This window comes from Streptomyces actinomycinicus, from assembly GCF_016741775.1.
GTDB lineage: Bacteria > Actinomycetota > Actinomycetes > Streptomycetales > Streptomycetaceae > Streptomyces > Streptomyces actinomycinicus.
Window position 1 is genome coordinate 107348 of sequence record NZ_JAERRK010000026.1, and the last position, 17171, is coordinate 124518.

The window sequence follows — 17171 nt, forward strand, 5'->3', positions numbered from 1 at the left end:
GTCAGGGCAGGGTGCGGCACAGCAGGGCGGCGGGGCCCGGGCGGCTGCCCACACGGGTGGTGAAGGCGATCCCGGCTGCGTACTCGGTCGCCGCGCACTGGCCCTTGTAGTTGCCGTACGCGAAGTCCCCGCCCGCCGCGCCGGCGGGCCGGTTGTCGGACCGGTCGAACCACACCGTGCGCCCGCCGCCGGCCAGCGCGCCACGCGCGGGGACGCAGAGCGCGGCCGACACGCGCGCGCCGCGCAGGCTGTAGCCGATGAGGAACTCCCCTGCGGGACACTGGTACTTGGTGTAGCCGGACGCCCAGTCGCCACCGGCCGGCACATGGCGCTCGTCGGTGACGACCGTCTGACGGGTGCCGGCGGCGCGCAGATCCCCGGCACCGGTGTCGGTGCACAGACCGCGCCCGCCGGTGTGGCTCAGCCCGGCCAGTCTCGAACCGTCGGGACAGGCGGCCTTGTACGCCCCCGAGTCCCAGTCTCCCGCGGCCCGCACCCGCAGTGACGCCACCGCGTCCCCGTGGTCGGTGCTGAGCATGCGCCAGACGGGCACGGAGGCCACGGGGCCGGTCTTGCCCGGCGCCGTCATCAGATGCTGCCAGGCCGTGCCGCGCCAGTCACCGGCGTCGAGGATGCCGGAGCGGTGCCCCGCGCCGTCGTAGCGCAGCAGTGCCCAGTCGTCGTGGCCCTCGAAACCGACCAGCGGCCAGAACGCGAAGTCGGCGTCATGGTCGGCGAAGTAGTCGGTGGCGTTGCCGAACCAGGTGCGGGCCGCCGCGTTCGTCTCGCTCGACCCGATGCCGAACTCGCTGACCCAGACGGGCGCGGTGTAGTGCCGGCCGCTCTCCTCCACGAAGAACGCCTCGTCGTCGAGGGCCGCCGCCAACTCCGTGCGGGACAGGTCCTGGTAGCGGGCGTCGTGGGTTTCACCGATGCCCGTGGCACCACTGTGGCGGGGGCCGGTGTAGCCGTAGAAGTGGGCGGAGTAGACCAGCTTGTGGGCGTCCACGAGGGTGTGCGAGAGGGTGCGGGCGGGTGTGAGCACCGGCCGTCCGTGGGGGAGTCCGTCCACCGGTATTCCGGTCCAGTTGATGCCCTCGATCACGATCAGGAGCCCCGGGTTGCCTTCGGAGAGGATGCGGTCCGCGGCCAGCTGGGCCGCTCCGTACCAGTCGTGACCGTCTCCCAGGCCCCAGTTGGGGTCGTCCATGACGTCACGCCGAACCTCGTTGTACAGGTCTGCGCCGACCACGCGCGGGACGGAGGCGTAGCGCCGGGCCATGAACACCCAGTCGTCCGCCCACCGGGCGGTGGACTGACCGCTGTTCCACCGTTCGTTGCCGTCGACACCGCAGCACCACCGGGACGTGTTGGTGTGGTTGTTGAGGATGACGGCGAAACCGCTCCGGCTGAGCGCGTCGACCACGGCGTCGTAGATCTGCAGGGGCGTCTTGCCGCGGAGCTGTGGGTTGGCCGCTACGGCGCCGTCCGGCACCGGGGTGGTGCTGTGGATCATCTCGTTGGAGAACGGCAGCCGGATGGTGTTGACCCCCAGCTGACGGAAGTCGGAGAGGAGTTGATCGAGCGGTGCGCGGTCCAGGCCGAGGGGGATGCCGTGGGAATCCTGCCCCGCGTGGTGGTTGGCGGGGTCCGCGGCGCTGCCGCTGCCGGTCCACGAGCCCTGCGCGCCGTCCCAGTTGGCGCCCTTGAGGCGGAACCTGTCGCCCTGCGCGTCCACGATGTAGCGGCCCTGCGTCGACAGCGGCGCGGACCAGCCGGCCGGGTCCGTCGTGCCGGCGGCGAGTGTGGCGGGGGCGGCGGCAGCGGAACGCGGCGGTGCGGCGGCGGAGACCGCGGACGCCGCGGAGGCCGTGGCCGGCATGGTGGCCGTGAGCAGGAGTCCCGCGGCGGTGGCGGCAAGCCGCAGCGCGGCTGGTGGCATCGGCATGGGGCAGCCCTTGAGGGTCGGAGGCGGGGGAGCGGGGCGGCCGGTCGACGGCACTGCCCGGCAGGGCGGAGTCTCCACCACCGGGCACCCAGGGGGAAGAGCGGAAGGAGGGAACAGGCGCCGGAACCCGAGTACTTGACGGCCATGTGGTCCGTACCTATGGTCTCCGTCAACTCGAACGTTCAGGAAGCCGCATAGTGTTCACATATGAGGACGGACTAGATGCAGGACAAGGACGTACCCGCCCGGCGCCGCCGTAAGACTCCGTGTTCCGCTCTCGCCCTCACGGCGGCGGCCGCCCTGCTGACCACCGGGCTGCTCGCCTGGCCCGGCACCCAGCGGGCGCAGGCCGCTCCGGACGCCTTCGCCCACCCCGGCGTGAGCGTCTCACGCGCCCAACTCGACTTCACCCGCGACAAGGTCCTCGCCGGCGCCCAGCCCTGGAAGGGCGCCTACGACCAGATGATGGCGAGCAGGTACGCGAGTCTCGGCCGTACCCCCAAGCCCCGTGCCGTCGTGGAGTGCGGTTCCTACTCCAACCCCGACTACGGCTGCACGGACGAACGTGAGGACGCGATCGCGGCCTACACCGACGCGCTCGCCTGGTACATCACCCGGGACGAGCGCTACGCCAAGAAGGCGATCGAGCTGATGGACGCCTGGTCCGCCGTGCTCCGGGACCACACCAACAGCAACGCGCCGCTACAGACGGGCTGGGCCGGCTCCTCCTGGCCGAAGGCCGCCGAGATCATCAAGTACACGTACACCGGCACCTGGGCCGGCTCCGGCCGCTTCGCGACCATGCTCCGCAACGTCTACCTGCCCGAGATCATCAACGGCTCCAACTCCAACGGCAATTGGGAGCTGTCGATGACGGAGGCGGCCGTCGGCATCTCGGTCTTCCTCGAGGACAAGGCGTCGTACGACAAGGCGATGGCGAAGTTCCGCACCCGCACGGCCGCCTACGTCTACCTGGCCTCGGACGGCGACCTGCCGAAGACCGTACCGAGCCAGCACCTGGACACCCGCGACAAGATCGTCTCGTACTGGCAGGGCCAGTCCACCTTCGTCACCGGACTCACCCAGGAGACCTGCCGCGACTTCACCCACACCGGGTACGGCATCTCCGCCATCTCGCACGTGGCCGAGACCAGCCGGATCCAGGGGCAGGACCTGTACGGCACCGACGTCGGCGAGCGACTGCGGCAGGCCCTCGGCTTCCAGTCGAAGTACGAACTGGGTGCCGCGGTCCCGAGCTGGCTGTGCGGAGGGACGGTCAAGCGGGGTCTCGGCCCGACCACCGAGGTCGGCTACAACGCCCTGCACAACCGCCTTGGCATCGCCATGACCAACACCCAGGCGCTGACCGAACGGAACCGTCCGGCGGGCAGCAACAACCTCTTCGTCGCCTGGGAGACCCTCACCCACGGAAACAACCCGAACTGACGGCGCACCGGCTCCGCGGGCGCCCTCAACGGGCCCGGGGCCGAGCGCCGTTCGCCCGTGCACCGCGGGTGACCAGGGCCCCGGCCGCGGTGCGCCGGCCGGGCTCGATCTGCCCGGCGAACGCCTGCAGCGCGGCCGAGCTGTTCGGCGGCATGACCGCCATCAGCCCGCGATCCTGCGCCTCCGCCAGCGCGTCCGCGGCCCGGCTGCCCTCCGCGGCGTGCACCAGACGTACGTGCCCGTCCCCGGACCCCCGCCGGTCCACCGGCGTCACGGCACCGTGTGTGCCGTCGGGCAGCGTCACCCACAGCTCGAAGTCGTCGAACCGGAAGAAGTCCGCGCCCTTCACGGGCCAGGGGTAGTGGTGCTCACCCGGCACCTTCGGCAGGATCCCCTGGTGGTGGCCGCGGCTCATCGGCACGCACGCGTTGAACAGCGAGTCGGTCCAGGCCTCGACGCCGTCGGCGTCCCTGATCGGCGTGCGCAGCAGTTCCTCGGCCTCCTCGTAACCGAGTTCCGCCAGGGCGGGCAGCGTCAGCGGGAAGGCCGCCACGAGAGTGGCCGCGTCCTGTCGCAGCCGGTCGATCCGCGGCGGCGCGGCGCAGAACTGCATGCTCCACTCGATGCCGACACGCGCCCGGTACATCCGCCAGCCCCGCTCGGTCATGACCCAGAGGCTGCCGCCGTGGTGCATCTCCCAGTGCTCGGAGCCACCGGGCCGGGGCCCGTACGGCAGGTCCCCGTCGTCCAGCGCGTCGAGGATCTTGTGTGCCGTCCGTTTCGCGGCCTTGAAGGACGGCGAGTCGAAGCGCTTCGGATGCTCGACCAGGCGGATCTTCCAGGGATGGGTCTCCGATTCGGTGCCGCCCGGCCTGACCGTGTCGGGCATCCGGGTTGCGGCGACGGTTCCGGCGCGAGCCATGATGACCTCCTCGTGCCGCCCGCGGCCCGAGCGGGACTCGCGGTGCCGAGAGTGTCCCCTGTGTTTATCGTGCACCTGCGGGACAGGTGGTGCTACCGGTGCCCGGCTGCGCCGCCGTACCACTTCCTCGCCGTACGCAACCTGCCCCGCCGGCACCGGACTTCCGCCTTTGCCCAGTGCTGCTCCACGAGGAGAGACGATCAGCGTCCGTCGCCGAGGGGTGCCAGCTCGCGGCTGAGGCGGAGCACGTCGGCGACGGTCCGGGCGTCGGTGCTTCCGCGGTAGGCGGGCACGGGCCGGGCCTCCGGGCCGATGAGGAGGCCGGTCCGCCCGTCCAGCGAGGCGTCTGTGGCGGCCACGACGGACGACCGGGCGGCGACGGACGCGGGCCCTGCGGTGGAGCGCTCGAAGGTCCGCCGCACCAGTGGCCACAGCAGCCGCAGGGCCGGGGAGACGATCTTCGGCGAGCGCATGGTGCCGTTGGTCATGTCGGTCGCGGCGCCCCCGGGGTCGGCCGCGAAGACGGAGATTCCACGGCCCCGGAGGCGCTCGGCCAGGTCCAGGGTGTAGGCGAGGTTGGCTAGCTTGGCCCTGCCGTACCAGTGGAAGCCGTAGTAACCGCCCGGAGGTTCGACGGCGTCGAAGGTGCGCTTGGCGGTCTGGATCGCACCGGAGGTGACGTTGACGATCCGGCTCGCACCACCGTCCTGGAGCTGGTCGATGAGCAGCTCGGTGAGCAGGTACGGCGAGAGGTGGTTGACGGCGAAGCTCGCCTCGATCCCGTCGACGGTCCGGCGCCGGTCGGGGAACATGGCGCCGACGTTGTTGACCAGGACGTTCAGTGGTCCCTCGGCCGCCAGCCGGGCGGCGAGCGTGCGCACCTCGCCGAGCGATGCGAGGTCGGCGGCCAGGAACCGCGGTGCGCCTCCGGTCGAGACCTCGGTGATCCGCTCGACCGCGCGGGCGCCGCGGTCGGCGTCGCGGCCGACGACGGTGACGGCGAACCCGCGCGCCGCCAGTCCCAGTGCCGTCTCCAGCCCGATTCCCCCGGTCCCCGCTGTCACCACTGCCCGCTGTTCCATGCCCTCTGTCCCTCCGCCAGCCAGCGAATAAGCGGATAGATATCCGCTTCGATGTGGATACGCTAACACAAGCGGATAGGCATCCGGTTAGTTGTCCGGTTCGGTGTGCGGAGGGGTGAGGCGGAGGGGCCGAGGGGCGGCTGCGGGACCCGTGAGGGAGGAAGGGACTCGGAGGTGAGCCGGCGAGGCGGCAGGGCCTGTTGGGTGAACCGGCTCAGAGGGTGGGGGCTCGGAGGGTGGGGGCTCGGAGGGTTGGCCGGCGTCAGTGCGCGGGTCGCAGGCCCTCGAGGAGGATGCCGAGGTAGATCTCGGTGCGCGTCGGGTCGTCGCCGCCGGAACGGACGGCGTGCTCGATGCCGCAGACCAGGCGGCGCAGATCGTCGGCCTCGACATCGTGCCGGATCACGCCGGTCCGCCGGGCGCGATCGAGCAGGTGCGCCACGTTCCCGTCCAGCTCGGCCTTCAGCTCCGCAGTCCGTGCGTCGGTGTCGCTCGGCGACTCGAGCACGGCCGCGAACCCGGTGTCGTCCAGCGCATGGGTGAGTGTGAAGCGCAGCAGGCGGTGCAGCCCCGCGAGTGCGTCCTCTTCGCCGGCGGCGGCCTGTGCCTCGTCGACCAGCTCCTGGAACCGCTCGGCGGAGAGCGCCTCCCGCAGCGCGTGCCGGCTGGGAAAGTGCCGGTACACGGTGCCCACGCCCACGCCGGCCAGCCGGGCGATGGTGTTCAGCTGGAGCGAGTCGTCACCGGCGGCCAGTTGTTCGCGGGCGACCTGCAACACCCGGGCGCGGTTGCGCGCGGCGTCCGCCCGCAGTGCCGCTCCTTGCCCGTTCCTCGGTGTCACGGGCCCAGCATAAGGGTCCGCAGGCCGCGGCAACGTGCCGAGGAGCCGGGCACCGACGCCGGGGCAACCATGCGCGAGATGCCGGGGCACCATGCGGCCGAGGTGTCCGCCGGGGCCCGGCGAGCGGCGCCGCCCGCACTGCCCCGGCTCGTGACGCTACTCGCAGACGGTGCCGTCCTCCGGCACCTCACCCTCGAGCAGATAGGCGTTCACGGTCTTCGTCACACAGTCGTCGGTGCCGTACGCTCCGTGGCCCTCACCCTTGTTGGTGAGCTCGACGGCCACGCCTTCGCCCAGTTCCTCGGCCATCCGCTCGGTCCCGGCGTACGGGGTGGCGGGGTCTCCGGTGTTGCCCACGAGGAGGATCGGACCTGCTCCCTCGGCGGAGACGTCCGGAGTCCTGGACTCGCCGTCGACCGGCCAGTCGGTACAGGACATCAGGCCCACGGCCATGTCCTCACCGAAGACGGGGGAGGCGGCACGGAACTCGGGCAGCATCGCCTCCACGTCGGCCTCCGTGTAGCGCTCGGAGCTGTCGGCGCAGTGGATGGCCCTGAAGGCGTCGCCGGTGTTGGTGTAGTGGCCGTTGGGGTCGCGGCCGACGTACGAGTCGGCGATCCGCAGCAGCGTGTCCGCCGTGTTGTTCTGCTGAACCTCCTGGAGGGCACGCGTCAGGTAGGGCCAGTACTCCTCGGAGTACATCGCCGCCATGATGCCCGTCTCCGCCAGATCGCGCGTGATCTGGCGGCCGTCGGAGGTGGGCAGCGGATGTTCACCGATCCGGTTGAGCAGTTCGACGATCTCCTTGCGCCCCTCCTCGACGCTGTTGCCGACCGGACAGTCCGGCTGCGCCACGCAGTCCTTCAGGTAGTTGTCCAGCGCGAGCTGGAAGCCCTTGGTCTGGTCGAGGAGTTGCTGCGCGTCGTCCTCGGTGGGGTCGACGACGGCGTCGAACACCGCCCGGCCCACGTGCTCGGGGAACAGGTGGGCGTACACGCCGCCGAGTTCGGTGCCGTAGGAGATGCCGAAGTAGTTGAGCTTGTCGTCGCCCAGGACCTGGCGCAGCAGGTCCATGTCGCGGGCCGCGTCGATCGTGCCCACGTGCGGAAGGATCTCACCGGAGTTCTGTTCGCAGGCCGGCAGGTACTTGTTCGAAAGTGCGAGGAGGTCCTGCGCCTCCTTGTCGGTCTCCGGCGTGCCGTCGAACTGGGAGAGGGTTTCGGTGTCCTTGTCGTCCAGACAACGCACGGGCGCGCTGGCCCCGACGCCGCGCGGGTCGAAGCTCACCAGGTCGTAACGGCCGTGCAGTTCCGCGTACTGCGCCGAGAGCTGCGGAAGGTCGGCGACGCCGGATCCGCCCGGCCCGCCGAAGTTGAACACCAGGGAGCCGATGCGCTCCTCGCCGTCCTGCGGGCGGGCCTTCGCGCGTATCAGTGCCAGGTCGATGGTTTTGCCGTCCGGGTCGGAGTAGTCGAGCGGGACCTTGAGGGTGGCGCACTCCCAGGGCGTGCCGTCCGGCAGCGCCCCCGGCGCACTTCCCCCCGGGGACTGCAGGGAAGTGGGGGCCGGACAGCTCTGCCAGTCCAACTGTTGTCGCGTGAGTGAGGTGGGCAGCGGCGGGCTCTGGTTCCCGGACGACGAGGAGGAGGCGAGGGCGGCCGCTGCCGCGGGCTGGGCCGGGGCCCACACCGCGGAGGATGCGGGGAGGGCGGCACCGCCGCAGAGGAGCGCGGTCGAAGCGGCGACCAGGGCGATGCGGGAGCGCTGCCGCTTGGAGGCGGGGGTGACGCGGTGGGGGTGGCCGTTGTAGATCATGAGAGTTTCCTGCTGCCGTCGAGGGTTTTCGCCCCTGCCCCGGGCACTCGGGACGGGCGGTGGAACACCTCAAGTGGGCCCGAGACCGCGCAACGGCGTCACGCTCCGGAAACTCGGGGCTTGACAGGGGGAACCGGCTGCGCCAGGCGGCCCCACCGGTCAGGGGCAGGCCCTCACCGATCACGGGCCGGCCCTCACCGTCACACGGCGGCTCCCGCCGATCATGCGGCGACCCCACCGATCGCGTGCCGGCCCCCACCGATCGCGTGCCGGCCCCCACCGATCGCGTGCCGGCCCCCGCCGATCACGCGGCGGCGGAAACTCCCTGGCGCGACGGCGGACAAGGGCGGAGACTCGTCCCGTGACGGACATGGGGGCGTTCCGGGAGGCGGTCACCGCGTGGGCGGCCGGCGCCCCCGGTGACGCCGCCCGCCATCTGGCCACGTTGCTGTCCGTCCGGACGGTCGTGCTCCTCGAAGGACCGAGCGACGCCGCAGCGGTCACCGCGCTCGCCGCCGGCCGCGGCCGGAACCTGGCCGCCGAAGGCGTCTGCGTCCTGCCGATGGGCGGTGCCATGAACGTCGGACGCTTCACCCGCCTCCTCGGACCGCCCGGTCTGGGTCTCCGCCTCACGGGGCTCTGCGACGAGGCGGAGCGTCCCTACTACGCCCGCGGCTGGGAGCGCGCCGGAGCGGCACGGTCAGTATCCGCCGGTGCGGTACACCCGGGCTTCTTCGTCTGTGCGGCGGACCTGGAGGACGAGCTCATCCGCGCGGTGGGCGTGACCCGGGTGCAGGAGCTGGTCGGCGCTGAGGGCGAACTGCGCGCGCTCCAAACGTTCCTGCGCCAGCCCCCACAGAAGGGCCGCACCTCCCAGCAGCAGCTGCGGCGCTTCCTCGGCACGAAGAAGGGGCGCAAGATCCACTACGGTCGCGTCCTCGTCGAGGCCCTCGCCCCCGACGGCGTACCGGCCCCGCTCGACGGCCTGCTCACCAGCCTGTGACCTCCGGCGACGGTCCCTGACCCGACGCCGGGTCCGCCACGCATCGGACCATCGGCGTCTCTCCCGATTCCGCCCGCCACCAATTCCCACAGCTCCCGTTCGTCACTGATGCCGACACCGTTGTCAGAGCTGTGGCAGCCGGTCCGCAGCTGTGGGGGAGCGGCGCTCCAAATGCCACTCTCATCCCCCACCACTCCCGTTGCCCCCACCACGCCCATTACCCCCGTCGCTCCCACTGGCCCCGGAAGCCCCGCTGTTCACAGCCCTCTGCCGCTCAACCGTCGTGTCGCCCGCGTATCCTGCTGGCCGCCCGCAAGATTCGCGCCGTGTCGTCGCCGCGTGGGCGGGACGGGAAGCCTGGGGGAGGGTCACGTGAAACCGCTGGATGCCACCGATCCGGCCGCTGTCGGGGGATATCCGGTCCTGGCCCGCCTCGGTGCCGGAGGCATGGGGCAGGTCTATCTGTCCCGTACGACGTCCGGCCGGCCCCTCGCGCTGAAGACCGTCCGCCCTGATCTGGCCGAGGCTCCGGACTTCGAGGCCCGATTCGCCCGGGAAGTACGCAACAGCGACCTCGTCCGCTCGCCGTTCACCGTCTCCGTCATCGACTACAGCCCGCCCGGACACCGCCCCCAGTGGCTGGCGACCGAGTACGTCGCGGCACCGTCGTTGGCCGACTGGGTCGTGGCGCACGGCCCCCTCCCGGCGGTCACGGCGCGAGCGCTGGCCGGTGAACTGGCTGCCGCTCTCGCCGCCGTGCACGACTGCTCGCTGGCACACCGGGACGTCAAGCCGTCCAACGTCCTCCTGGCCCGCGAGCGGCCCATGCTGATCGACTTCGGCATCGCCCGGGCAGCCGACGACTCACGGCACACGCAGAGCGGCGGCGTCATCGGCTCTCCCGGCTATCTCGCCCCCGAGCAGGTCTCCCGGGGCATCGTGACCGAGGCCGGCGACGTCTTCTCCCTCGGCTGCGTCCTCGTGTTCGCGGCCACCGGCCGCAGTCCGTTCCAGCACCCGGAGGAGGAGGTGTCGGCCGCCTCGCTGCTGTACCGCATCGTCCACGAGCAGGCCCACACCGGGGCTCTGCCACCGGAGTTGCTGCCTGTCGTGATGCGCTGTCTGGCCAAGCTGCCCGAGGAACGGCCCACCAGCAAGGAACTCACGGAACTGCTGCCCCGTCGATCCGGACCGAGCTGGAAGCAGTCGCTGCCGCCCGGCCTCGACGTCGAACTCGCCGCCCGCGAGGCAGAGGTCTCGCGCCTGGTGCCGGCGCCCGTGGCGACTACGGCTCCACCACCGCCCATCCGTGCCACCGCACCACCACCCGTTCCCGGAACGGTTCCCCCCATCCCTGCCACCGCGCCACCACCCGTTCCCGGAACGGTTCCCCCACGACCCGCCGAACTCCACCCCATCGGCGCCTTCGGACCACCGCCGTCTCGCGACGCCAGGACGCTCGACGGAGGGGGCGCACCGCCCGGGACGACCGGCACCGGCCGGCCCACGGCGCGCGCCTCGCGCGGCTGGTGGACCGCCGCCGCGGCCGCAGCAGTCGCCGTCGTGTCCCTGGTCGCATGGTGGCAGCCGTTCCTCGGGCGCGATGACCACCCGGATCCGGACCGGAAGGGCGGCGGACACCCGTCTCCCTCCACCTCCGAGACCGTGCGGGCTCTGCCGCAGAAGTGGGCGGGGGTCTGGACCGGCACCGGGCCGGGCAACCCCCGGGCCGACGGACAACTCGCGCCCCGCACCACCTCGTTCAAGGTCACGCTGACCCTGCACACCGCCTCCGTCGGAGAACTCGCCGGTAAGCAGGTCAGCAACGTCACGGAGGCCGGTACGGGACGCGAGGTGGGTTGCACCGAAGCTCTGGAACTGCGCGGGGTACGCGGAGCCACGGCCACTCTCGAAGCGGTCACCAGCCACCCCACCGACCGTTCCGCCTCCTTGCTGAGCTGTGAAAAGGGCCATGTGTACGTCGTAGAACTCTCGGCCGACGACACGATCTCGCTCGGCGAGGAGGGCGCCCAGTCGGCAGGCGCGCCTTCCCGACTGCACCGCGGTCGGGACACCGGGTAAGCACCCCCCGCACGGATGTCCCGCCCGGTGGCGAATGTCCCGGCCTATCGGCCCCGCGGCCCAGTGGCACTGCGGCCCAGTGGCCCCTCGGCCCAGAGGCACTGCGGCCCCGCGGCCCCCCCCCCGCGGCCCAGCCGTTCCGCGGTCGGCGGCACTCGCGCCGGCACCCGGGAGGCGTGGCAGACGGCGACCGGATGCTGCGTACGGTCACCCACGGCTCCGAGCACGCTGGCTGCGGCGTAGGCCAGGTGCTCCGCCCAGATGCACGACGCGGCCCGCAGCGGAAGGATCGTGTGGGGGCGCGCTCCGCGAACGCTGCGCGGTGCCCGCCCGCCACCGGTTGCTCGGCATGCGTCCGAGCTGGGGAAGACGCCCGTCCCGGCGTTCCGACCGGAGCACTGCCATGGTGATCAAGCGCAATCCGAACCGTCCTGCCGATCCCACGGAACCGGCACCCCCTCCCGCCGCCACGATGCCGTTGGCGACCGCTGCCGACTGCGGCCTGCTGCTCATCCGGCTCACCTTCGGTCTGTTGATGGCCGCCCACGGGGCTCAGAAGATCTTCGGGTTCTTCGGCGGCCAGGGCCTGACGGCGACCGGCAGGGGCCTGGACGCTCTGGGGTACCACCCCGGAAAGGTCTTCGCGACGATCGGCGGTCTGTCCGAACTACTCGGTGGTCTGGGCCTGGCCGTCGGCCTCCTTACACCGCTCGCGGCCGCCGCCCTGATCGGCGTCATGATCAACGCGATGGTCACGGTCACCTACGCCCACGGCCTGTGGGACACGGACGGAGGCGTCGAATACAACGTGTCCATCGCTGTCGTCGCCCTGGGCATCGCCGCCATCGGGCCGGGCCGGCTGGCCGCGGACCGCTTCTTCCGCTGGGGCAAGGGCGGCTGGCCCGAGGCCGCCTTGGCCCTCGGCCTAGGCGGCCTCGGCGCCGCGATCACGCTCGCTCTCTAGCAAACCCGAGCGCAGACCCGAGCGCAGATCCGGGCGCAGATCCGGGCGCAGATCCGGGCGCAGATCCGGGCGCAGATCCGAGCGCCCGCGCGAGGCGGCTCGATCGTCGTCCGCGGCAGCGCCGCACCGGACCGCGTGTATCCCGTCGACCTGGCGTACTCCATCGCCTGCCGGACGGACCCCGCGAGCGGGGAGCCGTACGGGCTGTTGGTCAGCTTGTTCCGCGCGAACGTCCCCAGCCTGCCGCCGGAGGAGGATCCCTGACGGCCCAGGGCAGTGCCGGTCCCGCTCCGGCGCCAGGCGGCTCGCTCAGTCGTCGGCCGCGACGAGGAGCGCGACCCGCTCAGCCCTGCGGTCGACGAGCACGAACTCGTGGAAGAACTCGTGCACGCGCCCCCAGTCGTGGACGGCGTCGTCCCCGAGCCCGTTCAGGTAGAAGAGGCGGTCAGCCGCGGCCACACGGTCGAACACGCCGTCCCGGAGATCTTCCTCCAGCTCGGCAGGTACGTCCCCGTGCAAGTCCACCCACCCCCGCAGGATGTGCGTGCCCTGCTCCCGGCTGACCGTCTGGTAGGCGTCGGGGGTGACCGATGCCAGCCAGTACGGACCGTGCCTGACCCCCTCCGGCAGCACTCCACCACCCGCATAGTCGTCCCGGAACTGCTCGTGCCGGATGACGGCCGAGAGCAGTTCCCCGTCCTCGACGGGCGTCGCGGGGAGCCGAAGAATCTTGATGTCCACCCACCTGAAGCCATGCCCGCCTCTGTCCTGGAACTTGTAGTCCCGGAAGTTGATGAAGGCACTTCCCTCGTGAGTGAGCCGGATCCTCATGGCACCACGCCGTTCTACTGGATGTTCAGACGGAAGGGGTGGGAGTCGTCCGACGGGCACACGAACACCCGGAGTTCACCGGAGCGGCCCACGCGGAGACCTGGGGCCTCGCCGCTGTCCACGGTGAGCAGAAGACGCATCCGCGAGCCGCAGACGCAGTCGATCGGCACGAGGTCGGTGAGGTGCCAGCTCGGCCAGCCGCCGGCCTTCCATCCCGGCAGGCAGCCGAAGGTGCGGGCGTACTCAAGGCCCCGCTCCTCCGCCCAGTTCTCGGCCGCCTCCACGAGGGCCTCGGGCAGTTCGTCCCGGTCGGGCAGATCGATGACGCCGACCGGCTCCAGGACGCAGGGCCGGGGGACGTAGCCGCCCTTCGTCTCCTGCGGCGGACCGGGCGGCTCATGAATCTCGGTGACCCCGGCCGCGGACCGGAACCGGACCTCGACACTCGGCCCCCAGTAGCCGGGCTGACCGGGAGGCTCCGCATGGTCGTCGGGGCACCACAACAGCTGGAGCAGGTCCGTGCCGGGCGGACAGGGCAGACCGGGGACGTCCCGGGAGAACAACTGGAGCACCGGAATCATGGGGGCTGGAAGGGCATGGGGTTCCGAGACCGAACGGATCCGCTCCCAGGTGATCTTGTCGAGCACGCCGGCGCCCGCCATGATGCGCTCCTGCGTCCTCGCGTCCTCCGCGGCGATTTCGTACGCGCCGCCGCCGCGGGCTTGCCGGCGCTCCTTCATCCTGCGGTCGATGTCCTGCAGCGTCTCCCGGTCGCGATCCGACAACTTCTCCCGCTTGTACACCAGATGCGGAGCCCGGCACGTGGGCCACGGTTCGTCGGACGGCCACAGAACCGGTCCGCCGACGGAGCTGTCGTAGAGGCCCGGGGCACCGGCGGACGGGCGGAGCAGGGTCGCGGGGCGGGCGTGCTCGGCGAGGGCCGGGAAGTGCTCGATCAGCGTCCGGGGCGACGGCGTCCCGCTGACGTCGGGGGTCACGGTGGAACTTCCTCTGGGCCGGGCCGAGGGAAGCCGGCCCTCGGCGAGCTGAACGGGCGCGGGCGAGCCGCCGCGGGCCGCCGCTGGTCGAACCCTATGCGGCGGCGTGGCCGGTCCCGCACCCGGGCTCTTCTGTCGCACCCCACCGCGGCGCCCTGCCGCGGCGTCCGGCCGGCCGGCTCCCCACCAGTTGCGCGTGCTGCGGACCTCGGACCTCGGACCTCAAGGGTGGTGGGCTATTGTCTGGCGCCCGTCCAGCCCTTCGGAGGAGAGCCTTGTCCTTTCCCGGACTTCCCCAACCCGCGCCCGGCCACGTGCAGTTGATCAGCACGTGTTACGAGGACGGCAGAGCCCTGTGGGGCGGACTGCTCGATGTGATCGGGGGCCGCAGGGACGGTGAGGTGCTCGTCCTCGAGGACGGCGGAGTGCGGCTCCAGCTGGTCGAGGGCCGCGAATGGGACCATCTGTACGGCGGCAACGTGCCGGCGCTCGTCCCCGGCGGCCCCCTCGCCCCCGGCGGCACCCGCGTCCCACCGGCAGTCGTCCCACCGGTATCCGCGCCACCGGTCGCCGTGCTGGCGGACGTCCCGGTGGTGTACGGCGGTGACGGACCGTTGCTCGTGGACCTCGCGGCGATGCCCGGCCGGGGCGTCCGCGTCCCGTCGGAGAGGCTCGGCGAGGTCCTGGCCGCCGTGTCGGTCGGCACGCTCGCCTTCGACGACCTGGTGCGCGAGATGGACAGGTACGGCACCTACCAGGGTGACGGCGGCCGGCCGGCGTTCCCCGTGCCCACGGATACGCCGCTCAGGTCTCTCCCGGCGCCCACGGATACGCCGCGCCACGACGCCTCTTCGGCGCCCACGTTCCCGCCGCGCCACGCCTTCCCGGCACTGCCGTCCACCGGGGCGTCCCTGCTGGTCAGGACCTCCTTCGACGACGAGGACGGCTGGCACGCCCTGCTGGACGAGCTGGGCGGGGCCGACGCGGATGGCTGGGTCGGCGCGGACCTGGACCCGGACGAGACCGACATGGAGCACTGTCCGCTGGCGGCGCTGCTCGTGGACGACCGGGCCTTCGAAGGGCTCCTGCCGGGCCAGGTCCCTGCGCTGGTGCCGCCGGAGGAGCACACGACCCTGGTCGCGCTCGCCGACGCCAGGACCTTCACCGAGCCCGGCCGTCCGCTGACCGTCGTGGACCTGTACGACACCCCGGGACGGACCGCCGTCCTCCCCTGCCGCGACGTCGGATCGATGGCGTGCAACCTGGAGATCGCCAACATGGACTTCCACGAGTTCATCGAGGTGGAGGACGTGGAGGGCGCCGAGGACACGGACGCCGTCGAGGACGTGCGGCCGTGGTGGGAGGCATGACCGGCCGTCGAGACACGTTCTTGCAGGTCGTGGCATCATGTACGGCATGACCAGGACCCGAAAGGCCCATGTCGCGTAGACCGCGCGGACCTCTCCGGAGCGACGGCCACCGCCACCGGACTCCGGAAGCGAAGCCCGTCATCGACGGCCTCTCCGCGCGCGCGGTGTCCGAGATCCACCGCCTCGAGCACACCCGTAACTATCTGCGGCCAGGAGACGTCGTCGCGGCCGTGCGGTTGTGGAAGGGCTACGTCCACCGTCCCGAGCGCGAGCTGTGGCACGACCACGAGTGGGGCAACGTCCACTGGTACTGCTGCGGCAACCCTCTGGAAGCCCGCGCTCTCCTCGGCACGGTGATGCAGGCGATCTCACCCCGCAGTGCCCGCGAACTCAGGAAGGTCGTCAGCCGGCTCGATGCCGTCTGGGAATGACCTCACCGCGCTCGCAGCTCGGCGTGCATCGGCAGCGGGCCCGGCGTGAGGGTGGTGAAAGCACGCGGCCGGACCGTGTGGGACGGCTCGGGACGCAGCCGCCAGCGGAGCAGGATCGTGGCGACGGCCAGATGGACCTGGGCCAGGCTGAACGTGTTGCCCAGGCACTTGTGGGGGCCGGCACCGTACGGCAGGAAGGCATGCCCGGTACCGCTGTAGGCGAGTTCCTGCTCTGGACGGTCCGGGTCGAAGTCGTTGGGCCGGGGGTGGTGACCCGGCTGGCGGTGCAGGGCGTAGGGGCTGTAGAAGACGAAGGCGCCTTCCGGGATGCGGTGCCCGCCGAGCTGAGTGTCGGTCGCGGCACGCCGGGGAGTCAGCCAGGCCGGCGGGTACAGGCGCAGGGCCTCGGCGACGACACGCCGCAGCAGGCCGAGGCGGGGCAGGTCCTGCAGGGTGGGGGGTCTGCCGCCGAGTTCGTCGGCCAGCTCGGCGTGCAGGCGCCGGTCGACGTCGGGGTGCGCGCCGAGGAGATGCAACGTCCAGGCGAGAAGGGACGCGGTGGTGTCCGTGCCCGCGAGCAGGATCGTCATGACCTCGTCGTGGATCTGCTGCTCGGACAGGGGACGGCCGGTGCGTTCGTCGCGGGCGGCCAGCAGTGCCGCCAGCAGGTCGGGGCTGGGTGTGGGATCGTGCCTCCGGTCCTCGACGAGCTGTGCCACGAGTGCGTGCAGGCTGCGTACCGCGGTGCGGTAGGCGCGGTTGCCGCGGGTGGGCAGGGCATGGAGCCAGGGCACGGGGAGCGCGGCGCGCTTGCCGACGCCGGCGAAGGCCACGGGCAGGTGCACGGTGATCTCCCGTACGGCGTCGTCGGGCAGCTGTACCGAGTACAGGCAGCGGGCCAGGGCCGTGGCGGCGATCCGGTACATCTCCGCGTCCACGCGCAGGCGCTGCCCGTCGCGCCAGGCGGCGCTGCGCTCCCCGGCGACGGCGGTCATGACGCGGGCGTAGTGGTCCATGCGGTGGGGATGGAACAGGGGCTGTAGCGAGCGGCGCTGCCGCATGTGCGTCTCGCCCTCGCTCGTACCGAGGCCGTTGCCCACGAGGATGCGCACCGTCTCCCACAGCGGGCTGCCGGTCTTCGTGAACTCCTGGTGCCGTACGACCAGCAGCTCGTGGACCAGACGGGGCTGGTTGACCAGATACCCCTGGACCGGGCCCAGCCGCAGGGCGACCAGGTCGCCCCGTCCGCGCAGGGAGTCCAGGAACCGCAGGGGACGGAAACGCAGGTGCCAGGCGTGTCCGAGCAGGGGCAGGCCCCCTGGGGCGGTGGCCAGAGTCGCGGTGGGGCCCGCCGGTTCGCGGGCTGCGGTGGACGGCTCGGCAGTCATCGTGAAGGGGCCTCTCTTCTCTGCGTCGTTCACCGGGCACACCCCGGCGC

At 71.8% G+C, this 17171-nt stretch carries 14 protein-coding genes; 6 read left to right on the forward strand and 8 right to left on the reverse strand.

Going from position 1 to position 17171, the window contains the following annotated elements; genetic code table 11:
- Position 1 precedes the first annotated feature (1 nt).
- Positions 2-1948 carry a cellulase family glycosylhydrolase gene (locus JK359_RS34210; protein ID WP_201843510.1) on the reverse strand — a complete coding sequence of 649 codons (1947 nt, stop codon included), beginning with the start codon at positions 1946-1948 and terminating at the stop codon, positions 2-4.
- 222 nt (positions 1949-2170) lie between these two features.
- Between JK359_RS34210 and JK359_RS34215 the strand changes: the two genes are divergently transcribed.
- Positions 2171-3394 (forward strand): alginate lyase family protein, encoded by a 1224-nt coding sequence (locus JK359_RS34215; RefSeq protein ID WP_201843511.1) that lies wholly within the window; start codon positions 2171-2173, stop codon positions 3392-3394.
- Between the two features lie 25 nt (positions 3395-3419).
- Here the strand turns inward: JK359_RS34215 and JK359_RS34220 are convergent, their stop codons facing one another.
- The 4 genes from JK359_RS34220 to JK359_RS34235 form a co-directional block, all read right to left on the reverse strand.
- Entirely contained in the window at positions 3420-4316 is an 897-nt protein-coding gene (locus tag JK359_RS34220; protein WP_201843512.1) for a DUF6424 family protein, read from the reverse strand.
- 200 nt (positions 4317-4516) lie between these two features.
- On the reverse strand, positions 4517-5398 hold the full coding sequence (locus JK359_RS34225) for an SDR family NAD(P)-dependent oxidoreductase (RefSeq protein ID WP_201843513.1): 882 nt from the start codon (positions 5396-5398) through the stop codon (positions 4517-4519).
- Positions 5399-5660: 262 nt separating this feature from the next.
- Entirely contained in the window at positions 5661-6239 is a 579-nt protein-coding gene (locus JK359_RS34230; RefSeq protein WP_307788411.1) for a TetR/AcrR family transcriptional regulator, read from the reverse strand.
- 156 nt (positions 6240-6395) lie between these two features.
- Positions 6396-8054 (reverse strand): alpha/beta hydrolase, encoded by a 1659-nt coding sequence (locus JK359_RS34235; protein ID WP_201843515.1) that lies wholly within the window; start codon positions 8052-8054, stop codon positions 6396-6398.
- Positions 8055-8415: 361 nt separating this feature from the next.
- On the opposite strand from JK359_RS34235, the gene JK359_RS34240 reads away from it, so the two are divergent.
- From JK359_RS34240 to JK359_RS34250, 3 genes are all read left to right on the forward strand, one after another.
- The gene (locus tag JK359_RS34240) at positions 8416-9057 is read left to right on the forward strand and encodes a TOPRIM nucleotidyl transferase/hydrolase domain-containing protein (protein ID WP_201843516.1); all 642 of its coding nucleotides are present in this window, start codon (positions 8416-8418) and stop codon (positions 9055-9057) included.
- A gap of 372 nt (positions 9058-9429) precedes the next feature.
- Entirely contained in the window at positions 9430-11139 is a 1710-nt protein-coding gene (locus JK359_RS34245; protein WP_201843517.1) for a serine/threonine-protein kinase, read from the forward strand.
- A 403-nt stretch (positions 11140-11542) separates the two neighbouring features.
- Positions 11543-12103, forward strand: a complete 561-nt coding sequence (locus JK359_RS34250) for a DoxX family protein (protein ID WP_201843518.1) — start codon at positions 11543-11545, stop codon at positions 12101-12103.
- A gap of 309 nt (positions 12104-12412) precedes the next feature.
- Here JK359_RS34250 and JK359_RS34255 read toward each other — a convergent pair whose 3' ends face one another.
- Positions 12413-12934 (reverse strand): hypothetical protein, encoded by a 522-nt coding sequence (locus JK359_RS34255; RefSeq protein WP_201843519.1) that lies wholly within the window; start codon positions 12932-12934, stop codon positions 12413-12415.
- A 14-nt stretch (positions 12935-12948) separates the two neighbouring features.
- Positions 12949-13932: a hypothetical protein gene (locus tag JK359_RS34260; protein WP_201843520.1), complete on the reverse strand. Its 984-nt coding sequence runs from the start codon at positions 13930-13932 to the stop codon at positions 12949-12951.
- 275 nt (positions 13933-14207) lie between these two features.
- On the opposite strand from JK359_RS34260, the gene JK359_RS34265 reads away from it, so the two are divergent.
- Entirely contained in the window at positions 14208-15302 is a 1095-nt protein-coding gene (locus JK359_RS34265; protein ID WP_236678876.1) for a DUF6924 domain-containing protein, read from the forward strand.
- Between the two features lie 68 nt (positions 15303-15370).
- The gene (locus tag JK359_RS34270; RefSeq protein WP_236678877.1) at positions 15371-15733 is read left to right on the forward strand and encodes a hypothetical protein; all 363 of its coding nucleotides are present in this window, start codon (positions 15371-15373) and stop codon (positions 15731-15733) included.
- 2 nt (positions 15734-15735) lie between these two features.
- On the opposite strand, the gene JK359_RS34275 is transcribed toward JK359_RS34270, so the two are convergent.
- Positions 15736-17121 (reverse strand): cytochrome P450, encoded by a 1386-nt coding sequence (locus JK359_RS34275; RefSeq protein ID WP_201843521.1) that lies wholly within the window; start codon positions 17119-17121, stop codon positions 15736-15738.
- Positions 17122-17171 lie beyond the last annotated feature (50 nt).